The organism is Nitrosospira multiformis (assembly GCF_900111585.1).
GTDB classification, from domain to species: Bacteria; Pseudomonadota; Gammaproteobacteria; order Burkholderiales; family Nitrosomonadaceae; genus Nitrosospira; species Nitrosospira multiformis_B.
In genome coordinates this window covers 394,811-417,962 of record NZ_FOHI01000002.1, presented here as the reverse complement: position 1 = coordinate 417,962, position 23,152 = coordinate 394,811, and the positions used below count along the sequence as shown (strand labels likewise).

Annotated in this window: 16 protein-coding genes; 5 read left to right on the top strand and 11 right to left on the bottom strand. The window is 54.1% G+C overall.

The window, feature by feature from the left end; genetic code table 11:
• Positions 1-101: 101 nt before the first annotated feature.
• The 5 genes from BMW46_RS04925 to BMW46_RS04905 form a co-directional block, all read right to left on the bottom strand.
• Positions 102-1,307, bottom strand: coding sequence for a catalase family protein (locus BMW46_RS04925; protein ID WP_074705408.1), 1,206 nt, complete (start codon positions 1,305-1,307; stop codon positions 102-104).
• Complete coding sequence (locus BMW46_RS04920) at positions 1,304-2,848, bottom strand: Dyp-type peroxidase (RefSeq protein ID WP_256376951.1); 1,545 nt, start codon at positions 2,846-2,848, stop codon at positions 1,304-1,306. Before BMW46_RS04920 ends, BMW46_RS04925 begins: the two co-directional genes overlap by 4 nt.
• A complete protein-coding gene (locus BMW46_RS04915) occupies positions 2,830-4,134 on the bottom strand; it encodes a hypothetical protein (protein ID WP_074705405.1) in 1,305 nt (434 codons plus the stop codon). The genes BMW46_RS04920 and BMW46_RS04915 overlap by 19 nt, the downstream gene beginning before the upstream one ends.
• 211 nt (positions 4,135-4,345) lie before the next feature.
• Positions 4,346-4,777: a hypothetical protein gene (locus BMW46_RS04910; protein WP_074705403.1), complete on the bottom strand. Its 432-nt coding sequence runs from the start codon at positions 4,775-4,777 to the stop codon at positions 4,346-4,348.
• Positions 4,778-5,171: 394 nt separating this feature from the next.
• Positions 5,172-5,612: a GNAT family N-acetyltransferase gene (locus BMW46_RS04905; RefSeq protein WP_074705400.1), complete on the bottom strand. Its 441-nt coding sequence runs from the start codon at positions 5,610-5,612 to the stop codon at positions 5,172-5,174.
• A gap of 513 nt (positions 5,613-6,125) precedes the next feature.
• On the opposite strand from BMW46_RS04905, the gene BMW46_RS04900 reads away from it, so the two are divergent.
• The 3 genes from BMW46_RS04900 to BMW46_RS04890 all read left to right on the top strand — a co-directional run bounded on the left by BMW46_RS04900 (position 6,126) and on the right by BMW46_RS04890 (position 11,923).
• Positions 6,126-7,067 (top strand): tyrosinase family protein, encoded by a 942-nt coding sequence (locus BMW46_RS04900; RefSeq protein ID WP_256376950.1) that lies wholly within the window; start codon positions 6,126-6,128, stop codon positions 7,065-7,067.
• Between the two features lie 88 nt (positions 7,068-7,155).
• Positions 7,156-9,801 carry a c-type cytochrome gene (locus tag BMW46_RS04895; protein ID WP_074705395.1) on the top strand — a complete coding sequence of 882 codons (2,646 nt, stop codon included), beginning with the start codon at positions 7,156-7,158 and terminating at the stop codon, positions 9,799-9,801.
• Between the two features lie 91 nt (positions 9,802-9,892).
• Complete coding sequence (locus BMW46_RS04890) at positions 9,893-11,923, top strand: GMC family oxidoreductase (protein ID WP_256376949.1); 2,031 nt, start codon at positions 9,893-9,895, stop codon at positions 11,921-11,923.
• Positions 11,924-12,078: 155 nt separating this feature from the next.
• On the opposite strand, the gene BMW46_RS04885 is transcribed toward BMW46_RS04890, so the two are convergent.
• From BMW46_RS04885 to BMW46_RS15310, 4 genes are all read right to left on the bottom strand, one after another.
• On the bottom strand, positions 12,079-14,073 hold the full coding sequence (locus tag BMW46_RS04885) for a hypothetical protein (RefSeq protein ID WP_074705392.1): 1,995 nt from the start codon (positions 14,071-14,073) through the stop codon (positions 12,079-12,081).
• Between the two features lie 2 nt (positions 14,074-14,075).
• Positions 14,076-14,984 carry a hypothetical protein gene (locus BMW46_RS04880; RefSeq protein ID WP_074705389.1) on the bottom strand — a complete coding sequence of 303 codons (909 nt, stop codon included), beginning with the start codon at positions 14,982-14,984 and terminating at the stop codon, positions 14,076-14,078.
• 2 nt (positions 14,985-14,986) lie between these two features.
• Positions 14,987-17,527: a hypothetical protein gene (locus tag BMW46_RS04875; RefSeq protein ID WP_074705387.1), complete on the bottom strand. Its 2,541-nt coding sequence runs from the start codon at positions 17,525-17,527 to the stop codon at positions 14,987-14,989.
• A gap of 112 nt (positions 17,528-17,639) precedes the next feature.
• Entirely contained in the window at positions 17,640-17,777 is a 138-nt protein-coding gene (locus tag BMW46_RS15310) for a hypothetical protein (protein ID WP_177171033.1), read from the bottom strand.
• 224 nt (positions 17,778-18,001) lie between these two features.
• Here BMW46_RS15310 and BMW46_RS04870 point away from each other — a divergent pair, with 224 nt between their 5' ends.
• Positions 18,002-18,520: a DUF3617 domain-containing protein gene (locus tag BMW46_RS04870; protein ID WP_081355675.1), complete on the top strand. Its 519-nt coding sequence runs from the start codon at positions 18,002-18,004 to the stop codon at positions 18,518-18,520.
• A gap of 59 nt (positions 18,521-18,579) precedes the next feature.
• Here BMW46_RS04870 and mpl read toward each other — a convergent pair whose 3' ends face one another.
• Together mpl and BMW46_RS04860 are read right to left on the bottom strand one after the other, a co-directional pair.
• A complete protein-coding gene (mpl, locus tag BMW46_RS04865; protein WP_074705381.1) occupies positions 18,580-19,950 on the bottom strand; it encodes a UDP-N-acetylmuramate:L-alanyl-gamma-D-glutamyl-meso-diaminopimelate ligase in 1,371 nt (456 codons plus the stop codon).
• Positions 19,951-20,017: 67 nt separating this feature from the next.
• A complete protein-coding gene (locus BMW46_RS04860; protein WP_074705379.1) occupies positions 20,018-20,287 on the bottom strand; it encodes a hypothetical protein in 270 nt (89 codons plus the stop codon).
• A gap of 41 nt (positions 20,288-20,328) precedes the next feature.
• Between BMW46_RS04860 and lptD the strand changes: the two genes are divergently transcribed.
• Positions 20,329-23,115, top strand: a complete 2,787-nt coding sequence (lptD, locus tag BMW46_RS04855) for an LPS-assembly protein LptD (protein WP_074705376.1) — start codon at positions 20,329-20,331, stop codon at positions 23,113-23,115.
• Positions 23,116-23,152: the final 37 nt, after the last annotated feature.

Sequence of the window (23,152 nt, the reverse complement as noted above, 5' to 3'; positions counted from 1 at the left end):
CGGGACGCTTGATGGACGTAACAGTTTCGCCTAGGGCTTCAGGCTAATTTTTATTAGCCCTGTTACGTGTCCTGAAATAAGGAGTGATACTGTAAAAAATACTAATCGAATATCTCATCCCCGGTTGGTTCAAGATGGGTGGTTTCATTCATCTCCTGCCGGAATTTGGATAGTTCATAATACATTCTGAAGCGTGCCCGATTCAGATTGCCTAACGGCCGGTGTTCAGGCAGGCAATGCCACGGATTCATTTTCAGTCGCTTGGCAAACTCAAACTGGGCGTCGGAATCAAATTTCTGTTTCGGGATATGAACCGTGGCAGCAGGAATAAACGGGGAAAGCTCTTCCGGCCAGCGTACCGAACTATCTTCAATAGGCATCAAATGAGGGTCCGTCTGGAGTTGAATCATAAGATCAAACTCGACATCCTTCTCATTCAAGGTCTTGATCATGTTCTCCCGCAGATAATTAAATGGGGGGGTGCCAAATGGCAGACCGGGAATATGGGTTTCAACATCTGTCGTTTTCGGTACGAATGAATACATCATGGCCTGTCCCTCTCCCAGCAGATAGGGAGTGCAGCTCCAGTAACGCCGTCCCAACGGATTATATTGAGTTTCATTCCACAGGCTCTGCATGAAGAAGTCAAGCAGGTGGGAATCCTTGGGATTGAGAAAATAATAAAGTGTCATGTCCACCAGGCTCCAGTATTGCAGCTTGGCGTTTTCGCGAGTGTTGGGTGTGACGAATGTCGCGCCACCACTGGTCGTTATGAAATCCTGCGTGAATTTCTCCTCGCTCATGAGTTTTTCGCCCGGAACCCCCATGAGTTTCACCGCCATGCTCATGAAACCGACATCATTGATATCCGCAGGCACATTCGGTCCCGGTCCGGAATAACGCACATAGGCAGGATAAGTGCGTGGATTGGCAAAAATACCCTTGCGGCAATGTTCCGGCAAATCATCTCGTATGGTTACCGTGGCACGCACAATGCCGTGTGTTTTTGTATTGCCGCCCCGCTCATATCCTCCCGGTTTGAAACGCCCGCGCATCTGATCCATCATGAGATCGATAATCTTGTTCAGGCTTTCTTCTTCATCCGGATAGAATTTTTCTTCGGCCAGCTGCAAACCTTCGTTCTTGCGTCGGCGATTGATCAAATACTGAATAAACTTCGCGCTGGGTTCGCGAAAGAGATAGTTCCACTGTGCGCGGAACCAGGGTTCCAGCCGGCGTTCGATCCGTAGCAACAGAATCAGAAAATTGTGAATAGCCTTCAGTATCCGGTTCTTTATCTTCGTCATGATGGGCTACCAGTCCTGTTAGCAGGTAAGGCGGAAATGTATTTGAGTGCGCGCAGCCCGGGCATAAAAAAATATCCGCCGCCAAGTGTGGCAACAAACTGCGGTAAATGACAGGTTGTCCGCATCGGCCCGGCCGGATCGGGAGAATTGAAATGATCAGTGCTCTCACCGCTCATCAAGGGTTCGCGATTCCCCAGCATTGGATCTTTTTCATCTTGTACGCCATCGAATTTACTGTTCATGGTCCATGCATTCTGAACAAATTCGAATTGCCGCGATATGTTGCCCACTAGGCAGATAAACTGTATTCCCCGTTCGGCAACAGGTGCATGGCGCTCGATGGCGTCTTTCGGTGCAAGTGCTGGCCCATAAGTGCGACCACGCCGCAGCAGACGATGAAAACGGGAAGAGGCGATCAGATCTTCATCCGGCCTTTGACCAAAACCCAGTATTTTGATCACCCGGTCTAGGGGACCGCATGCACTCGTGGGCAAATCGCCTGTACGTGGATTGGACCGGCGCACATGTGCGCCGAGCGGGCAATAGTTCCCCTTTGGGTCCTGGTCATAGGTAAAATCGTTCTCATATTCTTTGCGTGAAATACCGGGAATGTGTGCCGGAACCAAAGGTGTACCATCGAGTTCCCGGCCCACCATCGCTGCGGCAAGTTGCTCGCGTTTTTCCGGTATGTGATCCGCCACCTGGTCAAGAAACTGCCAAAAGCCCGGAACATCCTGGCTCAGCTGACGAAGCACCAGATATGTGCCATTACGGCCGAAATCCTTTAGTGGGGGATCCTCCTCGGCGCCCGGCAGCACGGTTGCAAGCTTGTCTTTCCGGGGATCGATGAGTGGCCGCGCAGTGTACTGCCCATATTCATTGCGATAGCCAAGTACGATTTCTCCAGGAGCCAGCAAGTTGGAATAACGATCGCGCTCGTGAGTATCCGTGCTTTGCCGCTGCATCCAGTCCACGGTTGGCTGGCTGATGCTATCCGGAAATCCGAAAGGCTCGATGTCACCGATATAAAGCGTAGGTAATTCCTGCAGCAACTCAAATGCATTGGAGAAATGTTCGCCTTCTATGGTTTTTTGCCAGGCATCGATGCCTCCTTTCGTGGCGTAAAGCAGTAACAGGACATGCGGCACCTGTGCCGCATGTCCTCCCCATTTCCACTGCTGCGGCGCATTGCTGCCGACATCACCCAGGCGGCGGGAACGGCTTTCATCTCCTGCCATACCCACGATGAACTCATCGGAAAAGCCCTCGACAACGGATTCCTCCAATCCGAGGGCGCGCAGACCCTCCACGGAAAAGGCAATCTGCAGCGCCGTTTCTGGCGGAGGATCCTGCGTAAGGGCGCTGCTGATGGGTGCTGTCTCCAGCCATTTTTTGGCCAGATCGGCATTTACGATATTCAGCAACATGAAAGAGGTATCCGTCAGCTTCCCATATCCAAAGCGCAGCAGCCCCTGAAGGTCATCGAATTCAAAATCGCTTGAGTCTTTCATTTCCATGCTCCTCAGATCAGGCTGAGCCATTCACGGATTTCCGCATCATTGGATTGCCGAATTTCCACGCCTTGCCGGATACGACTGTTTCGCGCCAGATCAACGGCTGTTAATCCCGGGTACGCCTTATACCAAACCTCGGTGGGTATTTGATGCCGCCTTTGCGTATATTTGAATGCATGTTCCCGGTTTGCACCTTGCTTGATGATCCACCGGGTGGTGGGGTAACCGACACCATTGGTGAATGTAAGATTGAGGCCCCAGCCAACCTTATTGATAAAATCATCCATATAGCTTTCATGGCTGCCATCATAATTGCTGGCGAAAAAAACCCTATGGTTATTGTCCATGAACACCCACCGGGCAAAATGAATCGTTTTTATTCGGGCGAGAAATCCGTGGTTGTATATGTGCCTGGCAAAATAGTCGGTCACCAGGAGTACGAATTTGAAAGTCAGTAAGCGGACCACGCCAGGTTTCACATCGCCGAACACACTATACTGATTACTGACATCCCGATCTTCCTGCACCGTAAGCTCCGCCAAATGTTCACGGCTGGGCCGGATAAAGAGTTCAGGGTCAGAGCGTTCGAGCATTCTCAAACGTAGCGCAAAGATAAGTGCAATAACCAGTAATAGCGGAGATAGAAGAAGCAGGATCAATGGAATCCCGATCATATGCAGAAGATTGCGCATTTTCCATTCGGGGGGTGTGGGTTCTGGCGGGGTTAACGTAAGCCTGCCTTTATATTTTTCCATTTCGACATAAGACAACAGCTTTTGCCGTAAAGTACGGACATTTTCCCGGCCCACATCGTCTGCAGTTTTCTGCAGATAGGTAGACAAACTTCGATGGAGCGCTGCTTCTTCATGGATTTGCCTGACCGTTCGCCCGATCCAGTTAACATAGGTGGCGCTGGCATTTATATTGTTTGCCTTCATCCAGCCCAGCAGATCCTGATTTTCCTCAGAAAAACCTTCGCAATGAGAAAAGATTTTTTTTAGACCTGACTCTGCGCGCTCAATCAGTTCCAGAAAAAAAGTCTGCATATCCCCGTCAATATCGCCAAGAAAGGCGAGTGTGGGTTGCCACGGTCTTGGCGTTACACCGAATGCTCTAATTTCCTGCGCGGTTCTTGCTTCTATGATCACGAAACGTGCGAAGTGCAGGCGATCAAACTTCCCGAATGGAACCAGTTCATTGGTGGGGTCAGCATGACCGGGCAGGTTATTCATCGAAGCCAGTAAGGCGCGCAGGTCTTTCAACTGCCCGTCACGTACAGCCGCAACAATCATGAAGCTGGATTGAGGTGTCATGGCTTTTTATCTCACTCGATATTTATACGACTTCTTGTTTTTCTGCTCAACCGGTTTCCTGCCACCCGATTGCGAAGTATAAGCTGAGCCCGTCAGTGAAACAGACGTCATCGTGAAACGACGGAGTTCCGATAACCACAAACCTGTTTGAAGTCTCAAACCTTCAACCCGAATGCCTGAAAGCGGAGTGTGGCGGAATCACTCAGATAACTCAGAACTGCAGGAAGAAGTCTATAAGGTGCTTGTTGCCCCAGTAAACCTTTCCCAGATATTGCTTGTCCGCCACCTTGCGGATTTCGTCACGGATCCGTTGGGCAACTGTGGAGGTTTCCGAATAATCGAGAACAATGCACGGCTTGTGGTCGAACCAGCTATCGTCCTTGTACACCTTGGCGATGATCGCGCGAAAGCCAAAAGGTGAAATTTCGTTCTTCAAGGTACTTGTCTTGGCATCAAAAATCTTTCCCTGCCAGGCAAAAAAATTGATGACCTGCGCGATTGCATAGTTGTAAGGCGTGCCGGGCGCGATAATAGCGGTGCCCTTTGCTTCACCGTCCGGTATCTCGCCGACTTCCCCGGAAGAAAACAATTTATCGAGCTCCTCTTGCGACATATTGATCACCTGCTGAATATCGTAAGCCATTATTACCTCCCTATCTCCTGTTGCGCATTCTTCATTAACCCAAGCCGCACCACACAGGATTCGGCTGCTCCTACCGCATCCCGGACTCGTTGTAGCAGCTCTTCCAAACAAGGTTTTCTCCGGTTGCTCGCCTCATATCCCGCTCTTCAAAAACAGGACCGAAGATCAATCCTGCCCATCAGAAATTGGGTCCACCCACTCAGACTCAGGCGCCTCCGCTTACCCCCCTATTTCATCATATATCCGATCCCCAATTAGTCAATGTGAATTTTTATCAGGTGCATCCTTTTGTTGATTCTTGGCATTGGCCTTGGCGAAACCGATCTTCGGGCCATGGCCTTGATGGGTTCGTTCTTACTCTGGGCCTCCTTACATACCTGCAGTCGCCACGGAGTCAGTCTGATCCGCTCACTTTGCTCGGTGGTTTTTCCATTCTAACTGTCATGCCATTTTTCTCCACAACGACAAATCCCATTCGCTCATATAGTCTTTTCGCTGGATTATCTTCAAAAGTCGTAAGTTGAATACTGTCTCTTGAATGAGTGGCAAGCAGACGATTCAACAGCTTTGTGCCAATTCCCCGGTTTTGCCATGCAGGAGATAGCTGAAAATTTGCAACGTAAACAGGCAGGGGCTCTTTTATTACGTTGAGATAACCTGCTCGTTTACCGGCAATGATCACCATGGATATGTTCTTGATCACGAATCCTCTACGGAACTCGGCTGGAACCCAGCCTCCCCAGTGACGATAGAACAACTCATGCATGTTTCTCTTGGTGAGACGATAGCAGTATGGGTAATCCTCAAATGTAGCGGGTCTGAGTTCGTAATCCATCGCTTACACCGCTAAAGATTCTCATCCCTCATTTAACGTTTCTCCCTTCAGATTTGCTCATTCTCTGCCGCAATGAGATAGAGGTTATTCTTCCACGTCTTCTATAAATGGTGGGGGAGCTGGTATCAGCACCGGCTTCCCTGTCAAGGAGACAGCTTAGAAGTAGAATTTTTCCCCAACATCCCACTCCGCTCATCCCCTAAGTTCAGGTTACCATTCGCCCGATCCGCGACGCTGCCTTGCGCTAGCCATTTTGATGCAGGGTAAGACTTGCAGTGCCACCCTTGCCATCAACGGCCGTAAAGGGGCGGGCTTTTTGAAGCGAAATGCCTTTGGGCACAGAGTTCTCGATTGCGCTCAAACTCAAGCGCAGACAGGTCATAATCGGACTATGTAAAATCGAGCGGATCAATCGCCATGTACTATAGTTACTGTGTGCAAGGCGTATTGGCATCAAGCGAGAGTCATATTGCGCTGGTTGTTTTCCTTAAACCCTTTGTCAGGAGCAAAAAAATGGACCATTCGCATGAGACCGGCGGGCACCTTCACCCCAAAACCTTCGATGAAGTTCTCGCTCTCGGCTTTCCCCTGGACAAGCTGGAGCTGCTTAAGGATATCCATAAGAAACTGGTAAAACCCCTGCTTGGTGGAGCAGCCGCCTTTGCGCCCAAACCGCCGGGCGCACCGGTCACTCGCCAGAATCAGGCGGACCTTTCGCCGGAAAAACGGGAGGCATTCCGCAATGCGGTTGTTCGTCTGGTAGAGGAGGGCAAATACCTCGAACTGGTCCAGTTTCACATGGACATGTCGCATGACATGCATGGCATGATGGGCGAGACAGGCCTTTACCGTTTTCTGGGCTGGCATCGCCGTTATCTCGTCGAGTTCGAGCGGGAATTGCAGCGTGTTGACGCTATTCTCCGTCCCGGTACAACTGAAAAACTCGCGGTCCCCTATTGGCGCTGGGAAGACCCCTTCCCCGCCTGGCTGAACGGTTTTCTGCCTGCAAATGATCCAAATACGGGAACACCGCCACCATCACGCAAAAATGCTTCGCCACCGCAAAAAGCCAACGCGACAGATGTGGATATCATCGTTAACCAGTTCTCCATCCAGAATACCGGTCTGGACAATGAGAATGACTATACGAAATTCACTTACGGGATCGAGGGCTGGGGCCGGAGACCGGATGGAACGAGCCTTCCCGCTCATAATCACGGTCATGCCTGGGTGGGCGGCATCATGAACAATACGATGTCATCCCCCACGGATCCCGTTTTCTGGTTTCATCATGCCGAAGTGGACCGTTTGTGGCATATCTGGCAACAGGCCAATTCATCGGCGGAACCCAATCTGAGCGGGTCTGACCGCATTATGGATCCGTGGGGGGAATCATACGATGACTTGGTGGATACGGAAGATCTGGGTTACGTCTACGACTCGACGTCGTTGTAAAAAGAAGCTGCGTTTTCATTGCCGGGAGATGCTTTTTTCGGCATCCGCAAAAACCAATAATATTCGATTTCTCCCTGGAGGCTGCCACATGAAGTCCAAAAGAGTTGCCATCACTCTCATTGCAATGGGATTGACTACATTGCTGATCGGCTGCGCCTACAAGCGCCCGCCCTGGATTGCAACTGAATGTGTTGAAGGTCCGTTTGCGAAGGCAGGAGCAGTGAAGGACGAGGCACAATGCGCGAATCGATCAGCAGAGAGCTTCCCCGGCGCGGACGAAGATTACTTCAAGGACATGGACTATGGGATCAGCCAAGACCCGCAGAAGGTTGTCGCCACGCTAGAGCCGTTTGTTCCCGGTATTTCCCGCGTTCCGCAAGAAGCTGTAAAAGCCATCGTCAGGGGCCGGAATAACTGGATAGTCTGGACAGGCGGTGATGACAAGTTCTGGGACCATCTCAATATCAACAGCCAGGGCAGCTTCGATCTCCTGAAGGTTCTTTCAAATCATCCGCACCTCATGAAAAATCCGGGGTATAGCCGGGATAACCGGTGGTACTGGTTCGGTCTTGTCAATGAACCGTGCTTCAGGAAAAATATGGATGCACAGGGCAATCCATTGGGACGCGCGGACCGCTTCGGCCTGTATCTCGACGTGCGCGATCCGAATTGCGCGCGTGACCCGTTCGAGAATGAAGAGAAATACCCTGGCGTAAAGATCGGGGCGCGCGGCAAGACGGTGCCAATCGGGTCCTACTATGGATATGCGAGCGGGATTGTAGGATTGCGATTGTTTCCCAATCCCGATTTCGATGAAGCCGCAAAAAAGCGCTGGGACCCGGAAAGATATTATACCGATCCGTCCTACTACAACGATGCCAATCTGGTGAAGCCCTACCGGGTCGGGATGTCGTGCGGATTCTGTCATGTAGGCCCGAACCCTTCCAATCCGCCGAAGGATCCGGAGAACCCGCAATGGGCCAATCTTAATTCCAATCCCGGCGCACAATATTTCTGGTTCGACCGGATATTCGCCTACGAAGCCGACAAGAACAGCTTCGCCTATCAGTTCCTCAGCACCAATCGCCCCGGCGCCCTGGATACTTCGCTCATTTCAACGGACTACATGAACAATCCGCGCAGCATGAATGGGGTATATAACCTGGGCGCGCGGATGAAGAATGCGTTGCGCTCCGGCAGGGAGCAACTGACGGGTGATGAGCTGAACAATAAGCAGTTTAATGATTATCGGGAGATATCTTCCGAAAGTCCGCTGAGAAGGTTCTTCGAGAAATCGGGCACGGTGTTCACCCCACGGGTGCTCAAGGATGGAGCAGATTCCGTGGGCGCGCTCGGCGCCTTTAACCGCGTTTTCGTAAATATCGGACTTTTCAGCGAGGAGTGGCTTCAGCATATCAATCCACTGATCGGCGGCAAGCCATTCACGCCGTTCCCGATCGCCACTGCCAACAAGAATTCCAGCTATTGGCGGGCAACGGAAAACCAGACTCTGGATACATCGCTGTTTTTCCTCGCAGCCAGCCGGCCGGATTATCTGGCGGAAGCGCCGGGAGGCCAGCGTCATCTGACCGCTGATGCGGCCACCCTGAAACGCGGCAAGGAAGTATTTGCGGAGAACTGCGCCGGCTGCCACTCGAGCAAGCTGCCGGAGAAAGCGGTGGAATTCTTCCCCAATAACGGTTGCGTCGGGCCTGATTACCTGAGTTGCTGGAACCAGTACTGGAACTGGACAAAGACCGACGAATTCAGGCAGGAAATGAAAGAAATCGTTCTGAAGGAGAATTTTCTTGCTGACAATTATCTTTCTACCGAGTTGCGTGTTCCTGTCACCCTCCTTGAAACGAATATTTGCGCTTCCCTTGCAACCAACGCACTCAAGGGCGATACCTGGGATAATTTCTCCTCCACCTCGTACAAAGAACTGCCCTCCGTGGGAAGCGCGCTGATTCACCATCCCGTGACACGGGAGCCGCGCTCCTATCCCATGCCTGATGGTGGCCGCGGGTATATCCGGCCGCCTTCGCTTGCGAGCCTCTGGTCCTCGGCGCCCTTCCTGTTGAATAACACCCTGGGCAAATTCTATCCCTCAGGGACTGTTGAAGACAGGATGAAATCCTTTTATAGCGGGATAGAGCAATTGCTCTGGCCGGAAAAACGCTACTGCGACCAGGAAGACCTGTATGCGGGAGGTTACTATGCGGAAAAGAATTATGGAGATCAGGAACGAACAAGTTGCGAAAGCCGCACTTATGTCACTCGCTCGGGCAAGGAAGTGCCGGGCATTATCGACCGAACCTGGGCGAGAAGCTGGCTGCTGATACCGGAGGGTTATCTGCCCTGGTATGTCAGGTTGCCGATCCATGACGGCGTGTTGAATCTGGGGCCCATACCGGAGGGCACACCCGTCAGCCTTCTATCCAATCTGGACCTCGAAAAAAGAGGCGGCGAAGTCAAGACGCTGCTGAAGACACTCAAAGGTCATCTGGGGGATTTGATCGCCGCCAAGGTAACGCCCGACCGGATCACGGATGCGGAATTACGCAAGGTCTATTCTGATCTGGTCGATCCCCTGCTTGGCGTAAGCAAATGTCCGGACTTCGTGGTCAACCGGGGTCACTACTTTGGAACCGATTATCTGCCGGGAGACGAAGGGCGGCGGGGAATGGATGATAGCGACAAACGCGCATTGATCGAATTCCTGAAAACGATGTGAACCGCCGCGCCAGGATGGCCGCCAGAATCACCGCTCCCCTCTGGGGAGCGGTGCGAATGCTTATTGCAAAGCGGAGGAAACCGAAGGGAAGTTGCAACCAAACTGGCGGAAACTTTTCCTTTATAATGATTTTCGCGACTCTCCGCAGAAAAATACGATTGGTTTCGCCTTGATCTCCCGACGCAGTTTTGTCAAGCTCAGCGCCCTGCTGGTATCCGGTGCAAACACCTTTCTTGCCAGTTGCTCTACCCTTCTCTGGAAGGGGTCCTCGCGACCCTTTGCTCCCCTGAATTGTCCGTCCGCTGCCGGGAACAAATTCGATTACATCATTATCGGTTCCGGAGCGGGCGGAGGTCCACTCGCCTGCAACCTCGCGTTGAAAGGTTTCCGGGTGCTGCTGCTGGAGGCAGGGGGAGAAGACGATCCCTGCGAATATTACGTTCCCGCCTTTCACGCGCGTGCCTCGGAGCACGAGGCGCTGCGCTGGGACTTCTTTGTCCGTCACTATGCGGATGACGAGCAACAGAAACGGGATGACAAGTTCGTTCCGGAACAGAACGGCGTGCTGTACCCGCGCTCCGGCACGCTGGGGGGATGTACCGCACACAATGCCATGCTGCTGATCTATCCCCACAATAGCGACTGGGACTATATCGCCGAAAAGACCGGCGATGAATCCTGGCACAGCGAACACATGCAGAAATATTTCAAGCGCATGGAGCGCTGCGAGTATGCCAGGCGGGCCGAGGAACCGGATAGTCGGCATGGATTCGAAGGCTGGCTTCCAACAAATCTGGCAGAGCGGGAAATGCTGCTGAGGGACAAAGTCCTGAGGAAGCTTTCAAAAGCTGCGCTCGAGGAATCACTGAGCGGCATTATCAACCCGATCAAACGGACCTTGCTCAAGATAAAAACCCATGGTGACCCCAACGATTGGCGTTTTATCCGGAGAAGGCCAGAAGGCTTGTGCAAGATACCGATCACCACCCGGCAGGGGCGTCGGGCGGGAGCCCGGGAGTATATATTGCGCGTTCGCAAGCAATGCCCGAATTTTCTCGAAGTCAGGACTCACGCGCTGGCGAAGCGCATCCTGCTCGATGAACAGAACAAGGCCTATGGGGTGGAGTACATCTCCGGCGCCCATCAGTACCGTGCGGATCCGCGACATGGGACAGCAACCCCAGGGACCGTGGAAACCGTGCTTGCAGAACGGGAGGTGATTGTTTCCGCAGGCGCATTCAATACACCCCAATTGCTCAAGCTCTCCGGCATCGGTCCTCGGGAAGAACTGGTGGGCCATGCCATCGAGGTTAAAGTAGACTTGCCAGGGGTCGGAGAAAATCTGCAAGATCGTTATGAACTGGGCGTGGTTACCCGGCTCAGGGAAAACATTCCCCTGATCAAGGGAATGAAACTCCGCTGTCCCGCCCCGGGTGAGGCGCCTGATTCCCAGTTTAGTCAATGGCTTCGGGATGAAGGACCTTACACCACCAATGGTGCGACGATCGCGCTCATGAAGCGCTCGTTTCCCGAACGCCCGGATCCCGATTTATTCATTTTCGGCCTGATCGGGGATTTCCGCGGATATTATCCGGGTTATGCCAATAACATTGCCAGGACGGAAAATGCCTTTACCTGGGCCATCCTGAAGGGGCACACCGCTAATACAGCCGGGCGGGTCACGCTCCGGTCCGCCGATCCGCGCGATGTACCGGATATAAACTTTCATTATTTTTCGGAAGGCACGAACGCTGGAGAAGACATGGAATCGCTTGTCGCCGGAGTGGAAGCAGTGCGCAATATCGTCAGGCTTTCCTCCGACGTGATCGAAGAGGAGGTTCTGCCTGGTCCGGAAGTCAAGAGCCGTGAAGATATACGAAGTTTTATAAAAAACCAGGCGTGGGGACACCATGCCTCCTGTACTTGTAAAATGGGCGCTGCCACTGATCCCATGGCTGTCGTCGACAGCCGGTTTCGCGTCTACGGCACCCGGAATCTGCGTATTGTGGATGCTTCCGTTTTCCCCAAAATACCCGGTTTCTTCATCGCTTCATCCATCTACATGATCAGCGAAAAAGCATGCGACGTGATCAGCGAGGATGCGGAAAGGATACAGGTTTGATAGCGGTTTCATATCTTCAGCCTCCTCTTGATTGTGCCCTCTCCCGGAATTTGACACCTAACGACCGAAAGCACAGCAGCAGAAGGTGAGCTTGCACTTATATTCCCGTTATTCCCGTTCATAACTCTCCACATCCTATCAGTAAGGAGAGCAATTCACCCGTCGATCCCAGTTCCTTCCCGTTGCGGCGCCTCGGGATGTTCTGTAACGGTAGCGGATGGCAGGCAGGGGCGCAGGCTCTCATAACCTGTGGCGATCATTTCCATCACGTCAGGGGTACGTCCCGTCTCCGCACGCAGCCACTCCGCAACCTTAGTCCGTAGTAAAGCAATGGACGGATGAGGCGATGTCTGCATCCAGGGACTGGCCTTTCGCGATGCGAGCGGCGGCGGCATCGGCACTTTGTCACGTAAGGCAGGCGGGATCTCCCACATCGAGAGGCGCACGAAGATACGTGGCGCACATTGCACCAGACTCCTGCTGACCTGATTCCTATCTCCTGCAAGAAAGTTTGGCGGAAAACGCTCAGATGTAAGATGACAAGACCCGCACGCTTTTTTGAAAGCGGTTCCCGGCTCAGGTACAGGCAGTCCTGTTTCGATATCGGCCTGTACAGGTATTGGCAGAAGAAGCGGTTCCCTCTCCTTGCCCATCGCCTCCAGGTCAAGTGCCGAGCGGAGGAGCGACCGGGTGAGAGGTGCGTCCGACCATGCGAACTGCGATATCCTCTGGCGCAGGGGAGCGAAATCTTCGGTGACGGTAACGAAAGCTTTGGCGCCATCCCGATCCTGCTTCACCTCGATGTTTTCGATCAGGTTCCCGCTCGCAGTCCGTGCCCTCAAGCCATTACGTGTCGCCCTCCCATCCTTAAACAGGAAATGCAGCGGCGGCTCATCACCGAGAGCAAAAGCGTCAATAAAGTTCTTGCGTCCCTGCAGGGTGAATCCTCCCCGGCAGTCGTATCGTCCCCCGGAAAGAACACAAGGCGCAGCATAAACGCGGCGTCTGACTCCGGCGCGACCGGCAAGCCATGCATCGAGATCATGCATATCCTTCTCGGGGATGAGAGCGGCCAATCCCGTCACGAAGCGGCGCGCTAGCAGCGGATCGCCCGCTGCCCATACCTCAAGAGGTGGACGCGGCGCAAGAGGATCAAACGCCGCGGCAACATGCGACTTTGCACCCCCTTTCCCTTCCACATCTTCTTCCGCGCCTTCCGCAAACGCAAGCGGGTCCCGGTCTGGAAGGTCGGGATTCGGAATGGCAAGACCGCCGGGCCAGCGTGCAGCAAACTGGCGGGAGAATGCCTGTTCCAAAGTGCTCACGTCTGAAAACCTGCCTCCCGCCAAGCGGTACTGGATTGCAGCTGTTATTGCCAGCGGCCGGCAGGTCAAGTCGCACGCTTCGAGCCAGACACGCTGTATTACGCCGATGAGATTGGCCCGGTCAGTTGCATCGTCAACAAGATTGGGGGGATCAACGCCGCGATGCACGGGGATTCCATAAAAGCTATCCCTTACTTGGGATAGTTTCTCCGCTACCCGCCGATTCGCATTAGTCTCATCCCATAACTGCCGTGAAAAAATCGGCGCGTGATTCTGATGACAAGCCATGCAAATATTCCTGTTTGCATAAACCAGCCGCGGTGTGCCGCCTTTCCTATAATCCCGTACTGCCTGAAATTCAAAGCGCGCAGCAGCCTCGTTGTAGCTGATCACTTCGATCACATTCGTCTTCTCCTGGTAAGCAAGATAGAGACGGTCTTTTGCAAGCAACGGACCTTTACCCTCTCCCGTCACCGCGACAATTGCACGGGGATAGGCGAAAAAATCGGGCGCGGCGGCAGTGCGCTGCAGAGATCGGCCAAGCGGAATCAGCACCGGAGTTATGCATGCTCCTCCCGAGCACCCAAGCTGCCTTTCGATCTTCTGAACCAGAGCTGCAAACGGGAACGGAATACCATCGGCTGCAACGAAGTCGAACAGTGACCGGCCGGATGGGGGAAGTGCCGGGCCGGACGCAGCCGGATCAACGGCCCAGCTCGGGTTCGGACACTCCGCTACGCAGTTGTCGCTGGCGCCAGCCGACGGGATGTAGATCAGGGAGATCCAGATCCCCATAATCATCCCGAGCAATACAATGCGATGCATGCTCAGTTTTCTGACCTGAAAACAATTGGACGGACCTGCTCTCCCGGCCAGCAATCCTGCCGTGTTGACTCCCCTCCAAAAAACTCCGGACCATGGCGCTGATCGAGGCTCCTATTGTAGAGGGTGAAATTCAGAAAAAAGACTTTGCCGAGATAGGCGCGACCAAGATAGAAGCCCGGCCGGATCATGCGGATTTCGTCGCGCACCTGCAGCCCACGGCGCCCGACCCGTTGATCAAGTAGTTCCGGATACCCCGGAATATCGTCGCTGAACGAGTAATCGACGATGATCGACTCCCGGCGCGAATCAAGCAGGCTTTGCCCGCAGTAGAGACGTGCGGGGAACATCAGCCACTGTTCCCGGCCCTCTACTGTGATGCTGGGAACGGCTACCGGATAGGGACCAAGCAGGTGCTCGAAGGGCGTCAGGTCATCAACGCGAGTGAACACCACCTGCGCGTCGCGCCGGAACATCTTCCTGTCCCATAAGTACTTGCGAAGAAGGCTGGTTGTGCTGGCATTAGCCAGCCCGGGAAACTCACCGATGATTCCGGTTTGGGTGATGATTCGATCATCAGGAACACCTTTCGGGGAAAACGCCCGCACCTCGAACAATCCATCAGGGATCACACCGGCAGCCAGGCGCGCATAGATCTGATCTATCTGCTCCTGATCGTATGCAACCAGCATCTCAGGCGTGAGTTCCGCCAGATGAGCCGAAGTGAGAGGAAACTCATGTTCAACCCGCGCAAAATCGGGCTTGCTCGCGTAATAGTCGCCATAGCTGGCAAACCTGATCGCGGAGGGTGACGAGCCCTGCAAGCTGCCGCAGGCGGCAAGTGTAATGCCTGCACAGACAATGACCGTTTTCGCCGCCCTTATCCCTATCCTTATCCCTATCCCTGTTTTCATCGCTAAAGTGTGGCGAGAAAGGCGATAAGTGCATCCTTGTCGCCATCGGACAGGTCCTCTCCAAAAGGATGTCCCTCGTTCTCGATCTCGGCTGTACAGAAACTGTAGCTTGTCATGAGGCGCGGAAAGCTGTGGAGAACTTCAGCCATGCGCGCTGGTTCCTTCGTCAGGGCGTCTGCGGCAGAGCGCAGATCCCCCGCAATTTTCTTGCCCTCACCGCGGCCAAACTGCCTGACGAGCTTCTCCTCCGCCATGGCAGATTTGCGTTTGGCAAGAAGCATGTCGTTCACGAATGCCTTGTGCTGGAAGCTTGTGACCCTGCTGACGCTGAAACCCGCCGGCAGCACCAGGTTAAAGCCGAGCAACTCACCCTCACGCTTACCATCCCAAATCCGGGGACCGAGCATGACGTTTATGTCGTTATCGGTACGGGAAATCTTGGGTGTGCGACTGCGGGGATTGAGTAAATCCCGCATCGAGGCCATATACAGCTTGAAACGCCCTTCGACACTCGGATCATATGACCAGCAGCCCAGTGCATTATCTACCGGGCGCGCCTGTCCGTCTGCATCCACATACGGCGACCGATAGAAATTGTTCATCCGGTTTGCCGGCTTCCCGCAAAGCTCTGGACCGACGGAATTATTGTGCAAAAACGGTGCATGGGCCCATACTGACAACAGCGAAATATTGCGGTAGTAGCCGCGGCCACCATCATGCGGTTCGCGAATGTTCGGATCTGGAGGCTGCGCGCGAAGTGTTTCGGAGCCATATTCTTCCCAGATGTGTCCCATCATATGATTCGAATGCAGGGAACGGCAGCGATGCGTACCTACTTCAGAGGCGAAGACAGATTCATCCGAGCCCAGCCAGTCCGCGCGCATACCGGTCGCATCCCGTGCCCGGAAGTCCCGGCTGCGGAACGCTCCGCCCACGAGCTCCGGAGTAGAGGAATGGCAGCGCGCGCACTTATCTGCAAAGACTTCACGGCCACGTCCCACTGAATTTTCCCCAAACTTTTTGTTCAGATCAGCTTCGAGATCGGCCATGGTATAAACAGCATTCGGGTTTGAATCACGCAGCGCAAGCTCACGAGCGCGGGCAAGATCGGTGGCCTCGCCTTCCCTCGACAAAAGAAAGTCGTGTATGTTCTCCAGCCGGTCTTCAATGGCGCGAAAACTGGCGCAATCCCGGCGGCATTGACCGATGTCGAAGGGCGTCTGGCCAAAATTGCGGCGATGCGGGTCGAGCTGGCGAAGATCAGTCAGATGGTTGGCCCAGCATTGTTCTGAACAGCTTCCGATATTGATATAGACACGCTGGATCGCCTCAAGCGCGCCGATCGAGTCTTCACCCCCCTTCAGAAGGTGATGAACCGTCGCGACATCCCTTTCGCGTCGCCAGCACTTGCCATCACGGCCGGGCTCGCACCAGCAGGTGGGGTTGGCAGCCTCGCACGCCGCAACCTTGCGCCACCGCATGACCTGTTCATTATCGAACGTCGGTCGTACCTGGGTATGAATAATGGCGTTCGTGCTACCGGGATTGTGCACCTGATCAGTAGCGATCGCCGAGGTGTCAGACGTACCTGGACGCGCCTGCCCGAACAACTGCGCCTCGAGCGTGGTTCCCGCCATTCCGGAGGTGAGTATTTCCGACATTCGCAAATACTGATTCCCGATGGTACCGCGGATGTTTTCCCACTTCGGGTCAGCGGGATTTTTGGGAGGATTCAATGGGTCGAAAGCGACATGACAGGACGCGCAGGTAATGCCGATCAGAAACGGTGGCTCGATCGAGCCATCGGCAAGACGGCTGAATTCACTGCTGCCTGTTCCCGTTTTTTTAGGGAGCGGCAGACGATATCCCTCCCAACTTGCCAGACTCCCGTTCAACTCGATCCATCGAGACCTGTCAAAACGGGGATTGGGAAATTTTCGGAAGCCGACAGCGCCGGTTGAGGTGCCAAAAGCGAGATCACACGCAGACTGACGCTGGTCCTGGCTCCCGTGATGCGGATCGGCCTTCAGGGCAGGCGTGTCCCGATGATCGCAGGCTGGATCACGATAGCCGCCATGCCCTACGTACTTGAGCAGTTCCTCATCCCCGGGGCACCATTCGAACCCATAGGTTTCTTCCAACGTCCTCGCGGGGCAACCCGCGGTGCCCGGCATGCAGCAATCAGGATCGTTGATGAGACCCCACGCTGCAAAGCGATCTTCGTGCTCATGCGCGTTGAGGACGCGATACCAGTCGACCAGTACATTGAGACGTTGGGGAAACACATAGGTATAAAAGCGACTGTTGCCGGCAGTCGCCTTGTACCAGATTTCGCGTCCGGCTTGCTCCGAAGCAGTAAGTCCGGATGCTGCGGCATAAAATCCCGAGCGATCGGGCGTCGGCAACACTTTCATCGCAGACGCGCGAGATGCCTGTGCAGAGGGGAGGCGCAATCCGATACCGTTTGACATCGCATAGTCTGGCAGCACCGCACCGATGACCAGCGGCAGGATGATCTGTACCGGAATATGTGTTTTCTTCATATCCTCCTTCTACCGTGACTGAAGGAATGGATTTCAGATATTGCGTTGAAAAAATCTGGATATCTGCTTTCGTGGCATGACAGCGTCTTGATGGACCGGGCGCCAGAATTCCTCACTCCAGCGTTCGCCGATGGGGAATCCAGAATGTAACCCGCATTGCTACCCGCTCCTGCTTCTCAACCTCGGCCGGGAACGGAAAAAGAAGCCGGCCGCTGGTTTCGTCCAGATTTTGAAGGACGGGATGACTCAATCACACTCCACCCGTTGCGGCGGCATTGTTATCGAGAAAATTGCGGCTGCCGGATACGAGTAGGGAAACATATCAATCTCATCGCATTTTTACCCGTCCCATAGCGGAAGTAGCCCTAAACATCAGTCTAGTACATAAACATCCCGCTTTCCGCGAGTCAACTCCCTTGTGGGCGACTGGTATAATTAACGGTTGATATCTGAAGAACCGGGCTGAAAGATTCGATGCGAAAAATCCTTCCATCACTACTGTTATTCATGGTTTCGGTGGGCCATGCGGCAGAACCCCCCATACGGCCCGGCTTATGGGAAATAACGACAACGTCGATGCTATTGGCCCTGGTGCCGCGGATTCCGCCTGAACAAATGCAGCAGCTGACGAATCTGGCGAAGCAATATGGACTGGATTTACCGCGAATCGAGAATGGAGCGGCCACCTCCAGAATCTGCATCACTCAGGAAATGGCGCATCAGGAGATTCCTTCCTATTTGCATATTCACGAAGCCGGATGCAGCATCAAGAATGCCATCCGCACCGAGAATGACTACAAGATGGATCTCGTCTGCACCAATCCTCAATTGCAGGGCAAGGGGCGAGCCGAGGGTTCGTTTACGACACCGGAAAGTTTCTCGGGATGGACCGTCTTCACCGGCACAATGCAAAACACTCCCGTCAATGAGCACGCGGATACTACGGGACGCTGGCTCAGCGCGAATTGCGGCAAGGTAAAATCACCGCAGTGATTGTCAATCCGGTTCCTGTCCTGCCATATCTGTCTGCCTGGCTGGCGGCGGCTTAACCCTTACCCGCTGGCAACTTCGTCTGCTGCAACTGCAGCCATCCTTTTGAGGAGTTTTTCGTGAATGCCCCCGAACCCGGCATTGCTCATGACGAGTACATGGTCGCCTGGGTGGGCGTATGCCGTAATCGCGGCTATCAATTGTTCCAACTCTTCAAAGGCAATCGCTTTTTCACCCAGCGGAAGCAGCGCTTGTGGCAAATCCCAGTCCAGATTGGCAGCGTAGCAGAACACCACATCCGCCCCTGTCAGGCTGTCTGCCAGACTTTCTTTCCACACGCCCATTTTCATGGTGTTCGAGCGTGGCTCAAGCACGGCGATGATGCGCGCCTCCTTCACCCTGCTGCGCAGCCCATCGATCGTTGTCCGAATCGCTGTCGGGTGATGGGCAAAATCGTCATAGATCGTGATGTCCCTTGTTACACCCCTTACTTCCATCCGGCGTTTGACATTCCTGAATTCCGCCAGTGCGGCAATGCCGGTCTTTACCGGTACACCGGCGTGACGAGCAGCAGCCAATGCGGCGAGTGCATTCATCCGGTTGTGCTTTCCCAGCAATTCCCATAGCAGTGTTCCCTGAGATTCACCCAAAAAGGATACGGCAACTGCACCATCCGTGAGGACGTTTGCCTCCCACCCGTTGGCGACGCCTATCCTTTCGACGGGTGTCCAGCATCCCTTCCGCAAGACCCGCTCCAGATTCTCTTCCTGGCCATTGCTGACGATAAGACCCTTGCCGGGAACGACACGCACGAGATGGTGAAACTGCTGCTCGATCTCCTCCAGGTTCCTGAAAATATCTGCATGATCGTATTCCAGGTTATTGAGAATGGCTGTTCTTGGATGAAAATGGACAAACTTGGAACGCTTGTCAAAAAAAGCCGTGTCGTATTCATCGGCTTCAATGACGAAAAAACCGGAACCTCCCAATCTGGCCGAGATTCCGAAGTTCTGTGGTATGCCGCCAATGAGGAATCCGGGTTCCATTCCGGCATATTCGAGAATCCACGCCAGCATGGAACTGGTTGTGGTTTTGCCATGCGTCCCCGCGACCGCAAGCACCCATTTGTCCCGCAGGACATTTTCCGAAAGCCATTGAGGACCGGAAATATAGGGCAGGTTGCGGTCAAGAATCTCTTCCATGAGGGGATTGCCGCGGCTCACCACATTCCCTATTACGAACAGGTCAGGATTCAGCCTGGTTTGTTCCGGGGAAAATCCTTCGATCAACTCGATACCCCGCGATTTCAATTGCGTGCTCATTGGGGGATAGACTCCTGCATCGCAACCGGTAACCTTGTGACCCGCTTCCTGTGCGATTGCCGCAATGCCTCCCATGAATGTGCCGCAGATGCCAAGGATATGAATATGCAAAGCTTGCTCCTGATGTATATAAAATGAATTACGCGTCCGCCTGCTTGCGGCTAAAATATGCCGCCCGCTATACCTGCCCGGAATTGGCCCGTTCCATCCAGTCAGCGTGCTTCGATTGTTCGTTCGACCTCATCCCTGCTGGCTTGTCACTCTTTTTTGTTACACTTACAGCTTTTGTTTGCTTGCAGCCCACTACTGATGCCGGTTGAGCGACGGACTGCACGCAGGAGCAGCTTCCATTTGCATGTGTGGCGCCCCCTATTCCGCGTCCCATGCTTCCATACAGCAGCTTCCATACGGTGACGCGAGACTTATGAGCTTGAAAATAGGCATTCATCCATTTCCGGATGATATCGTTTTCAGGTTGAAGAACTTCCCATGAAATTGCGTTTTATCCGTTCCGCCTGCTGGTCTTTTTTGCTGTTTTGCCTTGCCTGGAATGTGCGCGCCGAGCCGCCTCTTTCTTCCAGACCAGAGCAGGAACGCGCAGCCCCTTCTGGTGAGGGTGACGATAAACCGGTGGTTATCGATACGGAACGCATCCGGGGCCATCATGAATACGAGTCAGACACCAGAAACGAGAGTGAATTGCGCAGTCGCTCGACCATTTCAACTGACCAGATAAAAAAACCCAATCAAAAAGCGGGGCGCTCCGCTAAAGATACGCCGCCCGGGCCTCAGCAGAACTATACACTATCCCCCGCAATAAAAACCGGCTCCCGGACAGGCACCTCAGGCCAGGAATCGGAGAAGGCGGAAAGGATGGTTTTACCGGGTGGCGTGGAACGCCTTCCCGGACCTGTCGTTGAGGAAGGGGAGCCCAGGCTGCGCACCACGACCCAGTCCGCGCCCCGCAGTTTATCCGCGCAAAAGCGCGGGGAGAAGTCCGTGAGGACACCTGCAGCGGCAGAAGCAGATCAGGACAGACCGGGGTTTGCAGAAGGCGAGCGCATTGGAGGGCACAGGGAAGAAGCAGGCGACGCAAAGCTGCGTCTTGCCGGCGAGGCTGAGCCCGAGGCAATTGAGCAAAAACTGGCAGAAGTTGAAGCGGAAACGGACAAACAGCCCCCCGTGTTCGTCGTTGCGGATCGCTTGCAAGGCCACGTGGAGGAGGAAATCGAAGCGATAGGCAAGGCGGAACTGTCTGCCGGTGCTCAGTTTATTTCCGCCGAGCGGATGAAATACAACCAGGGCACCAACGATGCCGAAGCCCAAGGCAACGTTCGTGTGGAAAAGGAAGGTGACATACTGGAAGGATCCGATCTCAAATTCAATCTGCTGAGCAAAACCGGCCAGTTAAGCGAGCCTAGCTATCGTTTGAAGGATGCGAGCAGCCGCGGTTATGCGGGCATGCTCCTGTTTGAAGGCGAGAACCAGTACCGCCTGCAGAAGGCCAGTTACACCACCTGCCCTGTGGGAGACGAGAGTTGGGTTCTCCAGGTGACTGACCTGAAGCTCGACAATGACAAGAAAGTGGGCACCGCCAAAAATGTGAAGCTCACCTTCAAGGATGTGCCGATACTGTATACCCCCTGGATGAATTTCTCATACAGCGGCGAGCGCAAATCAGGATTGCTTGCCCCGACCTACGGCACCGGCAGCAGGACCGGTCTTGAACTGGCTTTGCCCTTCTACTGGAACATCGCGCCCAACTATGACGCCACGTTTTCCGCACGCATGATGTCGAAGCGTGGCCTAGCGATCAACAACGAATTTCGCTTTCTGGGCCAAAACTCGAGCAGCAACCTGCTCGCCGACATCGTGCCTCGTGACCTGGATACGCAAACGACGCGGTGGCGCACGTCGTTCTGGCACAATCATTATCTGGGCGCTGGTTTTTCCGCTCGCCTGGATTACAACAGGGTGTCGGACGCAACCTATTTTCGCGACTTTGGTAACAACCTGAATCTCACATCCCGCACCAACCTGCTGCAGCAGGGACTGCTGTCTTACAATCGCGGGCTGGGGGATGACGGCACATTTAACGTAACCTCGCTTGTCCAGAGCTTCCAGACGATTCAGGATCCCCTGGCCACAATTGTCGTGCCTTACAAGCGCCTGCCGCAGGTGGGGTTGAACGCGAATAAGCCGGACGTCTTCGGAACGGGAGTCGATGTCAATCTTTCTGGGAGTTGGACCAACTTCTCCCATCCCACTCTGGTCAACGGCCGCAGGATCGTGCTCTTCCCAAGCATGAGCTACCCTCTTCGCAATTCGTTCGGTTTCATCACGCCCAAGGTGGGGATGCACTACACCCGTTACAGCCTCGGGGAGGCTGCCGGCTTGTCCGATGAAAACCCCACCCGCACCTTGCCGATATTCAGCCTCGACAGCGGCCTTGCCTTCGATCGCAAAATGTCCCTGGGCGGAGAAAGCTTTACGCAGACGCTCGAGCCGCGCGTGTTCTATGTTTACGTCCCATTCCGCGCGCAAGATCAGTTGCCGAATTTCGATTCCGCCAAGACTGACTTCAGCTTTGCGCAGATGCTGGCGGAAAACCGTTTCAGCGGGAGCGACCGTATCAATGATGCCAACCAGGTGACTTTTGCGCTGACGACGCGCCTGCTGGAATCCAGTACCGGGAGAGAGCGTTTGCGCTTGGCTGTTGGGCATCAATTAAGCTTTATCGACCGCCGGATCATACTGGAGACCCCGCAAACCATCGATCGCCGACCTGATTTTATTGCCGCAGTGTCGGGGTTTCTCACACCCACCATCAGTACCGACACCAGCCTCCAATTTGACCAGACGCGCCTCCTGGCCGATGTGGTCCGCTCGGGTGTGAGCTATCGTCCCGAGCCGGGTCGCGTGTTGAATTTCGGTTACCGTTTTACCCGCGATGTGTTGCATCAAGTGGATGCTTCCAGCCAATGGCGATGGTCGGAAAGATGGCAAACGGTGGCCCGCCTGAATTACTCGTTACAGGATAAGAGAATTCTGGAAGGGCTGGCAGGAGTTGAGTATAATGCGTGCTGCTGGTCGTTGCGGTTTGTGCTTCAGCATTTGACCCTTGCTACGCAGAAATCGACCACAGCGGCTTTTTTGCAACTTGAGTTGAACGGCCTGATGCAAATCGGATCGAACCCGTTGACCGTATTGCAACGCAGCATTCCCGGGTATATCAGGACGGGTAGCCAGGGAAGCGGCTTGATAGAAGGGCCATAGCACCTCGCATCTATCACTGTTCGCACGTCACGATCAC